Source organism: Streptomyces sp. NPDC012935 (assembly GCF_042900345.1).
Lineage (GTDB): Bacteria > Actinomycetota > Actinomycetes > Streptomycetales > Streptomycetaceae > Streptomyces.
In genome coordinates, this window is record NZ_JBIBBC010000001.1 from 561,714 (window position 1) to 577,226 (window position 15,513).

11 protein-coding genes, 1 pseudogene and 1 riboswitch are annotated in these 15,513 nt (G+C 70.6%); of the genes and pseudogenes, 3 read left to right on the forward strand and 9 right to left on the reverse strand.

From position 1 onward, the window contains the following. Positions 1-79: 79 nt before the first annotated feature. Entirely contained in the window at positions 80-2,290 is a 2,211-nt protein-coding gene (locus ACFY5C_RS02475; RefSeq protein WP_389439549.1) for an ATP-binding protein, read from the reverse strand. A 671-nt stretch (positions 2,291-2,961) separates the two neighbouring features. Next, the gene (locus tag ACFY5C_RS02480) at positions 2,962-4,137 is read right to left on the reverse strand and encodes an MBL fold metallo-hydrolase (RefSeq protein WP_389439551.1); all 1,176 of its coding nucleotides are present in this window, start codon (positions 4,135-4,137) and stop codon (positions 2,962-2,964) included. A gap of 194 nt (positions 4,138-4,331) precedes the next feature. Here ACFY5C_RS02480 and ACFY5C_RS02485 point away from each other — a divergent pair, with 194 nt between their 5' ends. Together ACFY5C_RS02485 and ACFY5C_RS02490 are read left to right on the forward strand one after the other, a co-directional pair. After that, a complete protein-coding gene (locus ACFY5C_RS02485) occupies positions 4,332-5,510 on the forward strand; it encodes a Glu/Leu/Phe/Val dehydrogenase dimerization domain-containing protein (protein ID WP_389439553.1) in 1,179 nt (392 codons plus the stop codon). A 71-nt stretch (positions 5,511-5,581) separates the two neighbouring features. Next, a complete protein-coding gene (locus ACFY5C_RS02490; RefSeq protein ID WP_389439555.1) occupies positions 5,582-6,202 on the forward strand; it encodes a TetR/AcrR family transcriptional regulator in 621 nt (206 codons plus the stop codon). 97 nt (positions 6,203-6,299) lie between these two features. Here the strand turns inward: ACFY5C_RS02490 and ACFY5C_RS02495 are convergent, their stop codons facing one another. The 3 genes and pseudogenes from ACFY5C_RS02495 to ACFY5C_RS02505 form a co-directional block, all read right to left on the reverse strand. Further along, on the reverse strand, positions 6,300-7,085 hold the full coding sequence (locus tag ACFY5C_RS02495; protein ID WP_389440660.1) for an SGNH/GDSL hydrolase family protein: 786 nt from the start codon (positions 7,083-7,085) through the stop codon (positions 6,300-6,302). Positions 7,086-7,347: 262 nt separating this feature from the next. Beyond that, entirely contained in the window at positions 7,348-8,313 is a 966-nt protein-coding gene (locus ACFY5C_RS02500) for a LysM peptidoglycan-binding domain-containing M23 family metallopeptidase (protein ID WP_389439557.1), read from the reverse strand. Between the two features lie 4 nt (positions 8,314-8,317). After that, a riboswitch (cyclic di-AMP (ydaO/yuaA leader) is annotated at positions 8,318-8,475 on the reverse strand. A gap of 310 nt (positions 8,476-8,785) precedes the next feature. Further along, positions 8,786-10,192 (reverse strand): annotated as a pseudogene (locus tag ACFY5C_RS02505) (glycoside hydrolase family 36 N-terminal domain-containing protein); the annotation flags it as partial. A gap of 202 nt (positions 10,193-10,394) precedes the next feature. On the opposite strand from ACFY5C_RS02505, the gene ACFY5C_RS02510 reads away from it, so the two are divergent. Then, the gene (locus ACFY5C_RS02510) at positions 10,395-11,192 is read left to right on the forward strand and encodes a tyrosine-protein phosphatase (RefSeq protein WP_389439559.1); all 798 of its coding nucleotides are present in this window, start codon (positions 10,395-10,397) and stop codon (positions 11,190-11,192) included. 58 nt (positions 11,193-11,250) lie between these two features. Here the strand turns inward: ACFY5C_RS02510 and ACFY5C_RS02515 are convergent, their stop codons facing one another. From ACFY5C_RS02515 to dxs, 4 genes are all read right to left on the reverse strand, one after another. Then, positions 11,251-11,373: a DUF6126 family protein gene (locus tag ACFY5C_RS02515; RefSeq protein WP_369274764.1), complete on the reverse strand. Its 123-nt coding sequence runs from the start codon at positions 11,371-11,373 to the stop codon at positions 11,251-11,253. Then, positions 11,370-12,062 carry a helix-turn-helix domain-containing protein gene (locus tag ACFY5C_RS02520; protein WP_389439561.1) on the reverse strand — a complete coding sequence of 231 codons (693 nt, stop codon included), beginning with the start codon at positions 12,060-12,062 and terminating at the stop codon, positions 11,370-11,372. The genes ACFY5C_RS02515 and ACFY5C_RS02520 overlap by 4 nt, the downstream gene beginning before the upstream one ends. A 74-nt stretch (positions 12,063-12,136) precedes the next feature. Then, entirely contained in the window at positions 12,137-13,522 is a 1,386-nt protein-coding gene (locus ACFY5C_RS02525) for an aspartate aminotransferase family protein (protein WP_389439563.1), read from the reverse strand. After that, positions 13,519-15,507: a 1-deoxy-D-xylulose-5-phosphate synthase gene (dxs, locus tag ACFY5C_RS02530; RefSeq protein ID WP_389439565.1), complete on the reverse strand. Its 1,989-nt coding sequence runs from the start codon at positions 15,505-15,507 to the stop codon at positions 13,519-13,521. Before dxs ends, ACFY5C_RS02525 begins: the two co-directional genes overlap by 4 nt. Positions 15,508-15,513: the final 6 nt, after the last annotated feature.

Genomic DNA, 15,513 nt, shown 5'->3' on the forward strand with positions numbered 1-15,513 from the left:
CTTGAGGTACGAAGGTCAGCGGGAGCGCTGGGGGTGGGGGTGGACTTCCAGGCGGACGTCGAACTGGTCATGAACGTGGTCATCCGGCTGGTGCGCTCCCGTCGTGCCAGGGGGTGTGGTCGGCGCCGGGCTCGGACCCGGGCTGCCTCTCGGTGGTGTGGGCCGGGTCCATGGGCGATACGTCCATGGAGGGACGGGTGGTCATGGGGGTCACGTCTGGGTGCAGCCCATCCAGGGCCGTCGGCCGCAGGGGTGTGGGCTGCGGGCGTCCCGTGTCGAGGCTCGTCGGCTCCAGGCGGATCGGCACCGGGCGCACGGACTCCAGGCGGATGGGCTCGGGAGACGTGTGGGCCAAGCCTGTGGGATCCGGGTCGGTCGACGTGATGTCGGAGCCCTGGTGCGGCGATGATGTGTAGGCGGAAGCGGTCCCCTGCGTGGTGGCGGTGTGTGCCGACTCCATGTGTGCCGACTCCGTGTGCAGCGACTCCCCGTGTGCCGACTCCATGTGCTGCTGAGTCTCCGCGAGCCCGACACCTCGCTGGAAGGCCGCCATCAGCCCCGGGTCGTGCCCGGCCAGCTGGTCGGACTCCTGACGCGGTGCGGGGCCGTCACGCAGTTGCGGGGCGATGTGTTCCTGGGCGCGGCGCCGGGGCAGTTGGGGCTTGCCCATGGTGCCGCGGACGGTGCCGGTGCGCGGGGCCAGCGGTGCGGCGGTGTTCTCCTCGACACGGCCACGATCGTCGGGCCTGATGCCGGGCAGGGCCTCCGCCGGGTTGGCCCGCTCCTCGTGGGCGCCGCGCACGGGCAGCGGCGCCGGTCCGGTGCCGTTTCCTCCGGTGGCCGCGCCCATCCCGGCGGCCTGCGGCTGCTGCCGGCGCGGCGCGCCCGTTGACGCCTCGGACGCACCTCGCTGCCCGCCCTCCGACGCGGCCGACGCATGCTGCCCGTAGTGCTGCGGTGGCGGCGGCGTCTGCGGTGCACGCGGCTGCTGCGGGCGGGTCGGCGACGGGGCGTGCGGTGGTACGGGCGTGCCCGCCGCCCTGTGCGGCTCCTGCGTGCCTTCCGCGCCTGCGCGAGCCGCCGGTTCCGCACCCAACAGCCCTTGCGGCACGACGATTACGGCCTGGACACCGCCGTAGATGTTGGTCTGGAGGCGCACATGGATGCCGTGCCGCTTGGCGAGCTGCGAGACGACGAACAGCCCGATGCGCCCGTCCGCCAGCAGGCTGGCGACATTGACCTGGTCGGGATCGGCGAGCAGGGCGTTCATCCGGTGCTGCTCGCCGACCGGCATGCCGAGCCCGCGGTCCTCGACCTCGACGGCCAGCCCCGAGGTCACGAGGTTGGCGCGGAGCAGCACTTGGGTGTGCGGCGCCGAGAACACCGTGGCGTTCTCGACCAGTTCGGCCAGCAGATGGATGACGTCGGCGACGGCGTGCCCCCGCAGGGTGCCGTCGACGGGCGGCACGAGCTTGACCCGCGAGTACTGCTCCACCTCGGCGATGGCGGACCGCAGCACCTCGGTCATGGAGACCGGGTTGCTCCACTGCCGGCGGGAGACGGCGCCGCCGAGTACGGCGAGGTTCTCGGCGTGGCGGCGGATGCGGGTGGCGAGGTGGTCCACGTGGAAGAGGCCCTTGAGCAGATCGGGGTCCTCCATCTCGTTCTCCAGCTCGTCGAGGATGGAGATCTCGCGGTGTACGAGCGACTGAAGACGCCGGGCCAGGTTGACGAAGACCTCTAGCTTTTGTTCGCTGCCCGCCTGGCTGGAGAGCTGGGAGGCCTGGACGACGGCGGTGACGGCCCCGTCCTGGGCGCGGGCCAGATCGGCGGCGAGCAGTTCGAAGTCGTCGGCGCCGTCGGGCGGACCGCTGCGCTGCCTGCGCTTCGGCGGCGCCTCGCCACGCCGCAGGGTCTCGACGAGGGCACGCAGATCGGCCTCACCGCGCGCGCTCCTGCGGCGTAGTGCGCCGATGCGGTCGCTCACGGACCTGGCGGTGCGGTTGGCCGCCACCGCGGCGATCAGGATGCCCGCCAGGGTCACCGACACCGCGCCGGCGAGCACGCCCCACAGGGTCAGGCTCGGCCGTACTCCGGTGGACCGCACGACGAACAGCACGGCCGCGAAGGCGCTGAGGGTCACCGCGACCGGCGGCAGCACGGCCAGACGCAGCAGTTGGGGCCGTATGTGGGTCTCGGGCAGCGCGGTTGCGGTGCGGGCGGCCGGGCGCCCGTGCCGCCCGCCCTCACGGCGGTCAGCGCGCGCGGCCGGGGCGCGGAGATGAGACATCGGGGTCCTCGTACTGGTCCGTCGGTCGGGGCCTGGGATGCGCGCGGTCTGCGCGGCCCGGGGCGTGCGCCATCGCGATGTCGGTCGACAGAACCGACGAATTCGGCTCCGCGTCGCCCGACGGACACTGACAGTAGTCGCCTCCGCATCAAGTGCGGTGGGCAGTTGACAAAGTCCCGCAGGCAGCGTCCCGCTCTGGTATGAGGGCTCGTACGACAGACCGATAACCCGCCCCACCGTTCGCCCACAAGCAGAAATCGAACGATCAGACCTGGTCAGAAGTGGTCACCATGAAAAGTCGAGCCGCGGGGCACTCCGTACGCCGCACGCCGTGCCGACTCCTGGTTCGCACGTCCTCGCCCGCCCTGGCCGGGACGATTCAGCACCCCGAACGCGCGCCCTCCGCCCCCCAAAGCGTTACGGGCCGTAGCGGCGCGCAAAGCCCCGCGGGCGCCCCGCCGCACTCACGCACGCCCCGCACAAAGCCTCCCGCAAGGGCGCACGGAGCCATCGATTGCCTACGCGCCCAGTGCCGGTCGCCACTGCGGCGCCCTGCACTGCGGCGGGCGCTGCACAGGCTGGGCGCCGCAAAGAGGCGGGCGCGGCACACGACAGGCACTGCAAGAGGTGAGCGCGGCAATGGGGCGACCGACCCCGTACAGGAAGCCTCGCTAGACGACCGCAGCCCCGTCCGGCCCCGACGCGACCGGCGGCCACGTCGGCCACCCCCCGGCAGGCGTCTCGGCCACTTCACGCCACCACGGCTTCAGGGGCGGCATCGAGGCAGGCTCGAAGGGCTCGCCGCAGCGCGGAGCCGCCATCGTGACCCCTGCCTTGTGGGTGGCCCGCATCGTCCACTCCCCCGGCTCCGCCCACGCATGCGGCGCCAGGTTGAACGTGCCCCAGTGGATCGGCAGCATGACGCCCGCGGCCGGGTCCCCGCCCTGAAGGTCGAGGTGGGCGCGGACGCCCTCGTCCGGCGTCATGTGGATGTCGGGCCAGAAGTCCGAGTAGGCGCCGATCTGGATCATCGTCGCGTCGAACGGGCCGTGCTCGGCGCCGATGTCCTTGAAGCCGTCGAAGTAGCCGGTGTCCCCGCTGTGGTAGATCCGGTGCTCGTCGGAGGCGACGACCCAGGACGCCCAGAGCGTGTGCTGGGTGTTGCGCAGCCCCCGGCCGCAGAAGTGGCGGGCGGGGGTGGCCGTCAGGCTGAGTCCACCCACCTTCGTCGTCTCGTGCCAGTCCAGCTCGCGCACCCGGTCGGCCGAGACGCCCCAGTGCTCGAGGTGGGCGCCGACGCCGAGCGGTACGGCGAAGAGCGTGTCCGTGCCGACCAGTGCCTTGATCGTGGGCAGGTCGAGGTGGTCGTAGTGGTCGTGGGAGATGACGACGACATCGACAGGGCCGAGCTGGGCGAGCGGCAGCGGCACGGGGTGCAGCCGCTTGGGCCCGGCGAAGGGGAAGGGGGAGCAGCGCTCGCCCCACACGGGGTCGAAGAGCACCCGGTGGCCGTCGATCTCCGCGAGGACGCTGGAGTGCCCCATCCACGTCATGCGCAGCCCGCCGGCGGGCGGTTTCGCCAGGTCGGCGTACGTGGTGGGGTGCACCGGCACGGTGCTCTTCGGGACCCGGTGGGGCCGGGTGTCCCGGTCGAAGAAGACCTTGGCGAACTCCAGCATCGATCCGGAAGGTCTGGTCCGCGCGGTGCCCCCGGGGTTCTGGAAGACCCCGTCCCGGAAGTGCGGCGATCTGCGGATGCGCGCCATGCGCTCACCGCTCGGATCCACGCCGAAGGCCTCGGGCCGCAGGGCACGCAGCCCGGAGCTCGGGAAACGGAAACCGGCCACGGTACCTCCAGGTGGAGTCGGTGAGAAATTCCATTATGGTCGGCCCCTCCGACAACCCCGGACGCCCCCGGCCCTAATCCCGGCCACTTCACATTGACATGTCCTCACCCATCCTCGGATACTGACCCATCGTTCAGTAGCCGCGCGCGGCACGCGGCCATCGCTCGCCCTCCCCTCCCCACCCCGGAGACCTCATGACCACGCCCTTGCTGTCGCTCACCTGGACCGACCACGTAACCGGCCGCCAGGGCTTCCTGGTCGTCGACCGGCTGGTGCGGGGCGTGTCCAGCGGCGGGCTGCGCATGCGGCCGGGCTGCACGCTCGACGAGGTCACCGGGCTCGCCCGCGGCATGAGCATGAAGGAAGCCCTGCACTACGACCCCGAGGCCAGGTACATCCCCCTGGGCGGGGCCAAGGGCGGCATCGACTGCGATCCCCGCGATCCGGAGGCGTACGGGCTCCTCGTGCGCTATCTGCGGACCATGCGGCCCTACATCGAGAACCACTGGACCACGGGCGAGGACCTCGGACTCTCCCAGGACGTGGTCGACCGGGCCGCCGCCGAGGCAGGGCTCGTCTCGTCCGTCCAGGCCGTGTATCCGCTGCTCGACGACGAGGCCGGTGCCCGCAGCCGGCTCGCGGACGCGTTCGCGGTCGAGGTGGACGGCATCGGGCTCGACGAGCTGGTCGGCGGGTGCGGGGTCGCCGAGGCGGTGCTCACCGCCCTGGACCGGGCCGGTGTGCCGTACTGGAGGACGCGCGCCGCCGTGCAGGGGTTCGGGACCATGGGCGGGGCCACGGCGCGGTTCCTCACGCGTGCGGGGCTCACCGTCGTGGCCGTCGCCGACATCAAGGGGACGATCGCCAACCCGGCGGGCCTCGACATCGAGGCCCTGCTGGCGGCACGGGACGCGTACGGCACGGTCGACCGGGCAGCGCTGCGGCCCGGTGACCGCGAACTGCCGGGCGACGCCTGGCTGTCGGCCGAGACGGAGGTACTGGTTCCGGCAGCGGTCTCCTACGTGATCGACGCCGCCAACCAGGGGCGGATCACCGCCCGCTGGATCGCCGAGGCGGCCAACATGCCCGTACGGCCTCAAGCGGAGGAAATGCTGGCTGCGCGGGGCGTCACCGTGCTGCCGGACGTCGTGGTCAACTCGGCCACGAACGCCTGGTGGTGGTGGACGATGTTCGGCGACGTCGGCCCGGACGCGGACGAGGTGTTCACCCACACGCGGCGCTCGATGCGCGCCCTGACCGACCTCACCCTGGCCCGCGCCGAGACCGACGGGACGACCCCCCGGGCCGCTGCGCACGCCATCGCGGAGGACCGGCTGCCGGTGATCGCCGAGCGTTTCGGCGAACTCCGCTGACGGCGAAGGACCCGGACCCCACTCGAGCCCGGCCCGGGAACGGCCTGCGGCGAAGGCTTTAGGGTGGCCGAGTGGCAAGAGTGCGATTGAGCGTGGCGCAGCGGCGTGAGGAGTTGCTGCGTGCCGCCGTGGAGCAGATAGAGGCGCGGGGCGTGGCGGCGGTCAGGATCGCCGACGTGGCCGCGGCGCTCGGGGTGAGCAACGCGCTGGTGCTCTATCACTTCGCCACGAAGGAGAAACTGGTCGCGGCCGCGTTCACGCACGCCGCCCAGGGCGATCTGGCCCGTCTGCGACGGGTACTCGGGCGTCGCACGACGGCGCTGCGCCGGCTGCGGGCGGCCGTGCGCTGGTACGCGCCGACCGGCCAGGCCAAGGGCTGGCGGCTGTGGATCGAGGGCTGGGCGGCGGCGCTGCGCGAACCCGCGCTGCAGGAGGTCACGCGGGACCTCGACCGGCAGTGGAAGGCGGCCCTCGCCGAGGTCATCGCGGAGGGCGTGGCCGCGGACGAGTTCCACTGTCCGGACCCCATGGGCGCGGCCCTGCGCCTGACGGCCCTCCTCGACGGGCTCGCCGTGCAGATGACGTCGTACCGCGGCGCGGTCTCACGCGCGCGTGCCCAGGAGTGGGTGGACGAGGCGCTCGCCCGGGAACTTGGGCTGGAGCGGGCGGAGTTGACGGCGTCGGCGCGCTGACGTCGGCGCACGTGTGGGCCGTACCGATCACTCATCGGTACGGCCCACACGTACACGTCACCCGCGAACCCGATCGGACGTCGCTCGCGAACCGCCCTCAAGCCACCGATTCGATCCGCATCTTGATGTCGCCCGGGGACAGCGCGCCCTTGGCCGTGACGTGGTCTCCCGACGACTCGCCCCGCAGGCGCCGCCCGATCCAGGGCACCAGGTAGTCACGGGCCCATTGGACGTCGTCGCGGCGGATGTCGAGGGTGCCGCGGGGCGGCAGCGGCGGCCAGGGCTGGTCCGGGTCGGCCGGGACCTCCAGGCCGAGGACCTGGCCCGCGCGCAGCGCCACGCGCGTGTGGCCCTCGGGAGACAGGTGGAGCCGGTCGTGGTCCCAGGCCCGCCGGTCCTGAACGGTCTTCAGGGACCACAGGTCGAGCACCGGACATCCGTACCGGTCGGCGATGGCCCGCACATGACCGTTGTACGTGGCGATCTTGCCGCGCAGATGTCTCAGCACGGGCACGCCACGGGTGTCGAACCCGGTCGTCACCAGGACGGTGCCGACCTCGGAGGTGAGCCGGGCGATCGCCCGCTCGAAGCGCTCGGCGACCTCGTCGGGATCGGTGCCGGGCCGGATGATGTCGTTGCCGCCCGCGCAGAACGAGACCAGGTCCGGGGCCAGTTCGACGGCCTTCGGGAGCTGGTCCTCGACGATCTGGTCGAGCAGTTTGCCGCGCACGGCGAGGTTCGTGTAGTTGAAGTCGCCCTCGGGTCGTCGGTCCGCGAGCAGGACCGCGAAGCGGTCGGCCCAGCCGACGAACGCCCCGTCGGGGCCGGGGTCGCCGACGCCCTCGGTGAAGCTGTCCCCCACCGCAACGTACGACCCGATCACTGATCTGCTGTCACTCTTCGAATCGTCTGCCACGTCGGCCCATGATTCACCTTCGAATGTGACCTACGCGACCGTAGGACGGGGTTGACGAGCGGTGATATAAGCCACTCCTAAAGGGTTCACCAAACGTGGAATAACCCTCTGATCGGGGGTGTTGTGGGCGCAACCGTCACACAGCCGTGTGCGCGCACACCGAAGGCCGGACCCGGGGATCGGGGTCCGGCCTTCGGCAGCGTGTCAGGCAGTGGGTTCGTGTCAGGCGTCAGCCGATGGAGACGCCCTTGGAGCGGAGGTACGCGACCGGGTCCAGGTCCGAGCCGTAGTCCGGGGTGGTACGGATCTCGAAGTGGAGGTGCGGGCCGGTGACGTTGCCGGTCGCGCCGGAGAGCCCGATCTGCTGGCCCGCCGTCACGGACTGGCCGCTGGAGACGGACAGCGAGGACAGGTGGGCGTACTGGGCGTAGTGGCCGTCGGCGAGCTGGATGACGACCTGGTTGCCGTACGCGCCGCCCCAGCCCGCCGAGACGACGGTGCCCGCACCGACCGCCTTCAGGGGGGTGCCGGTGGGGGCGGAGAAGTCGACACCGGTGTGGTAGCCGCTGGACCACATGCTGCCCGCCACCTTGTAGGCGGTGCCGAGGGTGGCGCCGTCGAGGGGGGCGGAGAAGCCGCTGGAAGCACTGGTGTTCCCGGCGCTCTGGGCGGTCGTGGTGGTCTTCGACGCGGCGGACTTGCTCGCGGAGGACTTCGAGGCGGAGGACTTCGAGGCGGTGGTGTCCGAGGACGACTTCGAAGGCGCGGAGGAGGACGAGGGCGCGGACGACGACTTGGGGGCGCTCGTCTCGGCCTTCTGGCCGCCGATGGTGAGCTTCAGACCCGGGTGGATCAGCGCCGGGTCCGCGCCGACGGCCTCGCGGTTGTCGGCGTAGAGCTTCTTCCAGCCGCCGCTGACGTTCTGGTCGTCGGCGATCTTCGCAAGGTAGTCGCCGACCTTGACCGAATAGGTCCGCGCGTCCGCCTTCTTGTCGGAGGCCTTCTTCTCGGCCTTCTTCTCGGCGGCCGGAGCAGACTGAACGGCCTTTTCCGAAACGGACTGAGAGGGAGCGGCGTGGGCGCCGGTGGCCCCGATGAGCGGGAGAGCGAGAGCGGCGCCACCGGTTCCGGCGACGGCGATGGAGCGGGTGAAGCGCAGGGACTTCGGGCGGCGATGCTTACCCTTCGCGGGCATGGCGAATTCCTCTCCGGCGCCTGCGAGGTGAGCTGTCGGGTGCGGGCTGGAGATGCCCGGTCGCGTCGGGACGCGACTTGACCCCAAGCCGTTCCGGAGACCGGAACAGGCGGTTGTACCTGTGGGTCCCCCGCTCCTGCCGGGTACGGGTGAGTTAGCGCGGGATCCGGTCGGCGGCAGGATTAGGCGTCCGTCCGGATTGGTGTGGAACGTAAGCGAGGAAGACGCACGGGAACAAGTGAGGGGTTCCGTCCGAATGCGTTCCTGTTGATCCCTCGTGGGAATTACCGGTCACACTCCGTGAATTATCAGGGCATCGCCGGACTCAAAACCCCTCGAAAAGCACGTGAATTACGTGAACATGACGAGCGACGCACCGTCACGAATATGACGCTCCTCACGTGACACTTCTCCAGCTCCCTTTGCTCCAGAGCGAGTTGGAATGAAGACGCCAATTCGGACAGAACACCTGGATACGACGCAGGCGGACAACCGTCGCATCAAGGTTCCCTCGCAGGCCGGGGCGTTGTCCGCGATGCACCAATACGGACCATCGGAGACTTTCGCCCGTTTCAAGGCATTCATACGCCGCTGTCGGGTCGAGAGCGCGCAGCCGCAGCGCCAGGGCGGGTTCGCCGTAGCGCTGCGCCTGGAGCCAGGTGGAGGTCGCCCCACTGCACGACGGAACTGATCTCCTTGCAGAGCGTCACCCACTCGATTGCGGAGTTCCGTCCGCTTTCGTCATGTTTGATGCCGAACCCACTCGGTCTGGGCTCTATACAACTCACTGTCCGCATTGACCATTTCCGGTTCGACCCAGATGCCGAACTGCATGCCGAGTGCGTGCACGTACTCGGCGAGGGGCTTGAGCCCGGACGGGAAGCGGCCTGGGTTGGGCGTCCAGACGCCGATGGCCACGGCCCGCCGCGCGAGCAGGCTCTGCTGCTCCTCGGAGGGGTCGAACCCCGTCGCCCCCCCCAGGGGTTGAACAGCGATTGAACAGCACCGGCCGGTCCTGGTCCGCGTCCGGGATCACGTATGCGCGCTGGTACGCATGCCAGGCGCGGCTGGCCCCGCCGAAGCCGGCGTCGCTCCACAGGCCGGCGAAGACGGGCGCGGTGAAGGACTCCCCGCCGCGAGACGCAGGAGGCCCGAATCGTCGTATCCGGCACTGCCGGTGATCTGCACGCGCGCGTCGGGAAGTTGTGCCACGGCGATACGCCAGGACCCCGACCAGCCGAGAGCGCAGCCGTAGACCTCGCCGCGCTCCTCGGTGGCGTCCGTGTCGAGCGCGATCCAGGGCAGGTGCCGAGGCCCGGCGTGTCCAAGGCGGCTGCCGATGACTTCTCGCCGCAGGTGAGTGGGCCGGCGCAAGCCGGGACTCGGCGCCCCATCGGCCGTGCGGCTGCGACAACCGCCACCCCTCCCGGTCGCGCAGCGTCCAGGCGGCCGAGTCGGCGCGCAGCAGCTCCACGACCGGTCCGTGGTCGCCCAGCGCTCCACGACGTCTGTGCGCATCCGGTAGTGCAGGGTGCGGTTCAGCCCGCCGTCACGGAAGCGCAACCGCAGCTCGTCACCCTCGGCCTCGTACCGTCGAAACCCCGCTCGGTGCCACGCCGCCCGTCGGTGCGCACGGAGAGGGCGGGCCGCACGAAGCGGAGGCCGCCCTCGACCGGGCACTCCTCGCGGCCGTCGAGCGGGGACTCGAAGGGCCAGTACTCCGGCAGTGGGCGTACGGCGAGGGCCTCGGCGTCGGCGAGGTCGAGGCGCGGCCCCGGTGGAGGTGCAGGAGCTCCTCGGCGTCCGTCAGATGGACGGCGTAGCTGCTGGTCGGCCCGGAGAGGACCCACGTACGGCCGTTGTCGGAGATCTCCAGCATCAAGCCCTCGCCGATCCGAATCAGACCCGAAACAGATCCGAACAGGTGTCACCAAGTACCAACATCATCAAGAGGCGCGCGGCCCGGAGGCAACGCCTGTGGACAACTCATTGGCCCAGGAAGCCATGTCGTATCGTCGAGAGCGCACCCCGTCGGCCGCATCGCCGAGCCGCGTCGACGGGGCCGACTGGGAGGAGCCCCCGTGACGCAGCAGATCCCGTCGACCGAGCCCGAGCTGGCCGGAGTTCGCAACTTTCGTGATGTGGGCGGACTGCCGACCGTGGACGGACGGCGGGTGCGGCACGGGGTTCTGTTCCGCAGCGGCCACCTCGCGCACGCGACCGAGGACGACGCGGCCTTCCTCAACACCCTGGGACTGCACACGATCTTCGACTTCCGCAACGCAGCCGACCAGAAGCTCGAAGGCGCCGATGTGGAGCTGCGGGGCGTGCGCAATGTGAACCTGCCGCTGTCCGACCCCGCGGACGGCGCCGAGTTCTGGAAGATGGTCCGGGACGGCAACCTCGACCAGCTCCGAGAGATCCTGGCCGACGGCAAGGGCGCCGGCCGGATGATCGCCTCCTACCGCATGATCATCAAGGAGCGCACCGCCGAGCACTCGCAGGTGCTGCACTCCCTCGCGCAGGACAGCGTCCCCGCCCTAATGCACTGCGCGGCCGGCAAGGACCGCGCCGGCCTGTCCATCGCCGTGACGCTGCTCGCCCTCGGCGTCGAGCGCGAGGCGATCCTCGCCGACTACCTGGAGTCGAACGCCAAGCACCGCCGCTACAAGGTGCGCCGCAGCGGCAGCGACGCCTCGACCTACTCGCCCGAGGTCATGGAGCTGCTCAGCCCCCTGTTCGACGCGCGGGCCGAGTATCTGACAGCGGCCTTCGACACGATCGACGACGCATGGGGCGGCGTGGACACATACCTGGAGCAGGGCCTGGGGCTCACCCCGGAGACCCGGGAGCGGCTGCGGGAGCGGCTGCTCGACTGACGCCGAGCGGCCTGCGGCGCGCCCGCCTGAGCGTCCACGCCGGGCGGGCCCCGCCGGGCTACTTCTGCGCGCCCATCTCGAACAGCAGGTAGATGAACGCCGCGAAGACGTGCCCCACCGCGATGTAGATGATGAGCCGCACCCACAGGGCCCGCGGGAACTTCTCTTCCATGTTGCTCATGGCGTCTCTCCAGGGGTGGGGCCCAGGCACAGCGTGGCCGTGGGGCTCTGCAGCAGGGTGTGGACGAACAGGAGCTCGACCCCGCCCTGATCCAGGGCGGCCATCCGGTGCGGGGTGAGCGAGTCGAAGTGGGCACTGTCACCGGGCGCGAGCCGGTGTGTGGCATCCCCGAGGCGCAGCCGCAGCCGCCCCTTGAGGACGTGCAGCCACTCCTCGCCGGGATGCACGCGCACGATGTCGCCCTGCGAGCCGTACGGCACGTGCACGCGCAGGGCCTGCATCCCACGCCCGGACGCGCCCGCCTGCCAGTACGTCCAGCCGCCGGCCGCGGTCGGCTCCATGTCGGCGGCACGCACCACGGCATCCCGGTCGGCGACCGTCTCGCCGAGCAGCTCGGAGACGGTCGTACCGTAGATACGTGCGAGCGCGAGCAGCATCGGCAGCGAGGGCTGGCGCTGCCCGGTCTCCAGACGGGACAGATGGGCGGGCGACAGCCCGGCAGAGCGTGCCGCGGCCTCCAGGGTGAGGGAAGCACGGCGGCGCAGCGCGCGGAGCTGGGGCGCGACGGCGGGCAGGGCATCGACCAGCCCGGTTGCGCCGGCCTCGGCCCCGAGTCCCGGCTCGGGCGCGGTCTCGGGTCCTGGCTCGGGCGCGGTCTCGGGTTCTGGCTCGGTCTCGGGAGAGCTCATGCTCTCCATTCAGCCGGACACTTGCCTCTGCGGCAAATTTATTGCCTCAGAGGCAAAAGCGCGGGCTCCGGCCGTCAGCGGTTGGCGACCGCCTGCTTGATCAGCGTCTTGCCGAAGTCCCACATCAGCCCGCCCCCACTGTGGGCATCATCCATCACGTCCGTGAAGGCATCGACGAACCGGTCCACCTCCCGCTCGCCGATGATCAGCGGCGGGATCAGCTTGATCACCTCCAGGTGGTCCCCGGAGACCTGGGTGAGGATCCGGTGCCGCCGCAGCAACGGCACGACGACCATCTGCGCGAACAGGCCCTTGCGCGCCGCCTGCAGCATGGTCCAACGGCTCCGCAGCTTCAGCGAGTCGGGCCTGCCGAACTCGATGCCGACCATCAGGCCCCGGCCGCGGACATCGGCGAGCAGCTCGTACTTGTCGGTCAGTGCCGCGAGCCGGGACCTCAGCTGCTCCCCGGTCGCCCGCGCGTTCGCGACGATCTGCTCGTCCTCGATGACGGACAGCACGGCGAGCCCGGCGGCCATGGCCTGTGCGTTGGACCCGAAACTCGCCGAGTGGACCAGCACGCGGTCCATGGACGAGTAGACCTTCTTGAAGATCCAGTCCCTGCCGAGGGTGGCGCCGACCGGCACATAGCCGCCGGAGAGCGCCTTGGCCACACACACCAGGTCCGGCTCCACACCGTCCTCGTGCTGGTAGGCGTAGAAGTCCCCGGTGCGGCCCAGCCCCGTCTGCACCTCGTCGGCGATGAGCAGCGCCTTGTGCTTGTGCAGCAGTTCCTGGGCGGCCCGCAGATAGCCGGGCGGGGTCTCGTGGACGCCCTTGCCCTGGATCGGCTCGACGATCAGGGCGGCGACATCGCCTCTCTTCAACTCCCTTGCCAGTGCGTCGAGATCACCGAGCGGTACGGCCGTGTCGGGCAGCAGCGGGGCGAAGCCGTCCCGGAAGCCGGACTCGCCGTTGACGGACAGGGAGCCGGTGGTCAGCCCGTGGAAGGCGTGGTCGCAGTACAGGATCCTGGGCTTGCCGGTGACGAACCGCGCGAACTTCAGTGCGGTCTCCACCGCCTCCGTACCGCTGTTGCCGAAGAAGACCCGGTCCAGGTGCGGGCTGTGCGCGAGCAGCTTCTCGGCCAGCAGCCCGGGCAGCGGCTGGCAGTCGAAACGGGTGAGGTCGGCGAGCTGGGCGTCGAGGACGTCGTGCAGCGCCTTGCGGACGACGGGATGGTGGCGCCCCAGGCCCATCACCCCGAACCCCGCGAGCATGTCGAGGTAGTCGTCGCCGTCCGCGTCCCAGAAGTAGGCGCCCTCGGCCCGCTCGTAGACCTTGTCGAAGCCGATGGTGTGCAGCATGCGCGGGAGCTGGTGGTTGAGGTGCCTGGTGTGCAGCTCGTAGCGCTCGGCTCCGCGCTCGGCGAGGAGATGGCCGAGGTCGAACTCCGTGGTCATTCGGCTTTCTCCTTGAGTACTTTCTCCTTGAGGGCCTTGTCCTTGAGGGCCTTGTCCTTGGGTGCTTTCTTCTTGGCCGGCACGACGGCAGGACCCTCATGGCCGCCCTCGGCCTCCTTGAGGGCGAGGCTGGCGCTGATCCGTCCGGCGACCTCCACGGGCGTGAGCCCGATGTCGGCGAGCACCTCGCCCCGCTTGGCGTGCGCGAGGAACTGCTCCGGGATGCCGAACCGCCGTACGGGTACGTCGACTTCGGCGTCGCCCAGCGCGAGCGCCACGGCGGAGCCGACTCCGGACGAGCGGCTGTTGTCCTCGACGACGGCCACCAGCCGGTGTTCGGCGGCCAGGGGCGCGAGTGCGGGGTCGACCGGCTTGACCCAACGCGGGTCGACGACGGTGCAGTTGATGCCGCGTGCCTGGAGCAGCTCGGCGGCCTGCAGGCACACCGGCGCCATCACGCCGACGGCGACGAGCAGGACCTCAGGCTCGCCCGCGTCCCGGTGCAGCACGTCCAGGCCACCCACCCGGTCCACCGCCGTGATCGACGGTCCGACCGACTCCTTGGGGAACCGCACCAGCGTGGGCGCGTCGTCGACGGCCACCGCCTCCCGCAGCTGCGCCCGAAGCTGGTCGGCGTCGCGCGGCGCGGCGATCCTGAGGCCGGGCACGACCTGGAGGATCGACATGTCCCACATGCCGTTGTGGGAGGGCCCGTCGGCGCCCGTGACACCGGCCCGGTCCAGCACGAAGGTCACCCCGCACCCGTGCAGCGCAACGTCCATCAGCAGCTGGTCGAAGGCGCGGTTCAGGAACGTGGCGTAGACGGCGACGACCGGATGCAGCCCGCCCGTCGCGAGCCCCGCCGCCGACACCGCCGCATGCTGCTCGGCGATCCCGACGTCCCAGACCCGGTCCGGGAACCGCTCCGCGAACCTGCCGAGCCCGACGGGATGCAGCATGGCCGCCGTGATCGCCACGACGTCCTCGCGCTCCTCGCCGATCCGCACGATCTCGTCACCGAACACCGACGTCCAGGACGGTCCGCTGGACGGCGCGAGCGGCTCGCACGTCAGCGGGTCCATGACGCCGACGGTGTGGAAGTGGTCCTCCTCATGGGCGAGGGCCGGTTCATAGCCCCGCCCCTTCTCCGTGAGGCAGTGGATCAGCACGGGCCCGTGGAAGCGCTTGGCCCGCCGCAGCGCGGACTCGACGGCGCCGATGTCGTGCCCGTCGATCGGGCCGACGTACTTCAGACCCAGGTCCTCGAACATGCCCTGCGGCGCGAAGGCGTCCTTGAAGCCCTTCTTCGCGCCGTGCAGCGACTCATAGACCGTGTGGCCCACCAGCGGTGTCCGCAGCAGTACGTCCTTGCCCCAGGCCAGGACCCTCTCGTAGCTGTCGGTCGTGCGCAGGGTGGCCAGGTGGTTGGCGAGGCCCCCTATGGTGGGAGCGTAGGAGCGCTCGTTGTCGTTGACGACGATGATCAGGGGCCGGTCCTTGGCGGCCGCGATGTTGTTGAGCGCCTCCCAGGCCATCCCGCCGGTCAGCGCCCCGTCGCCGATCACCGCGACGACGTGCCCTTTCTCGCCCTGCACGTCGCGTGCCTTGGCGAGCCCGTCGGCCCAGCCGAGCGCTGTGGAGGCATGGCTGTTCTCGACGATGTCGTGCTCGGACTCCTCGCGCGACGGGTAGCCGGACAGACCGCCTTTGCCGCGTAGCTTGGAGAAGTCCTGACGTCCCGTCAAAAGCTTGTGCACATAGCTCTGGTGACCGGTGTCCCAGACGATGCGGTCGACCGGCGACTCGAAGACCCGGTGGAGCGCGATGGAGAGTTCCACCACCCCCAGATTGGGCCCGAGATGTCCACCGGTCCTGGCGACCGCGTGCACCAGGAACTCCCTGATCTCGTCGGACAGTTCACCGAGTTCCGCCTCGGACAGCGCCTTCAGGTCACGTGGTCCCCGGATGCTCTCCAGAATCGTCACGCTCGG

Excerpts from the sequence above, each read along its gene's own strand:
- ACFY5C_RS02485 (WP_389439553.1), top strand. The coding sequence starts at position 4,332 with ATGACCACGCCCTTGCTGTCGCTCACCTGGACCGACCACGTAACCGGC.
- ACFY5C_RS02520 (WP_389439561.1), bottom strand. The coding sequence starts at position 12,062 with ATGAGCTCTCCCGAGACCGAGCCAGAACCCGAGACCGCGCCCGAGCCA.
- ACFY5C_RS02500 (WP_389439557.1), bottom strand. The coding sequence starts at position 8,313 with ATGCCCGCGAAGGGTAAGCATCGCCGCCCGAAGTCCCTGCGCTTCACC.
- ACFY5C_RS02515 (WP_369274764.1), bottom strand. The coding sequence starts at position 11,373 with ATGAGCAACATGGAAGAGAAGTTCCCGCGGGCCCTGTGGGTGCGGCTC.
- ACFY5C_RS02525 (WP_389439563.1), bottom strand. The coding sequence starts at position 13,522 with ATGACCACGGAGTTCGACCTCGGCCATCTCCTCGCCGAGCGCGGAGCC.
- ACFY5C_RS02475 (WP_389439549.1), bottom strand. The coding sequence starts at position 2,290 with ATGTCTCATCTCCGCGCCCCGGCCGCGCGCGCTGACCGCCGTGAGGGC.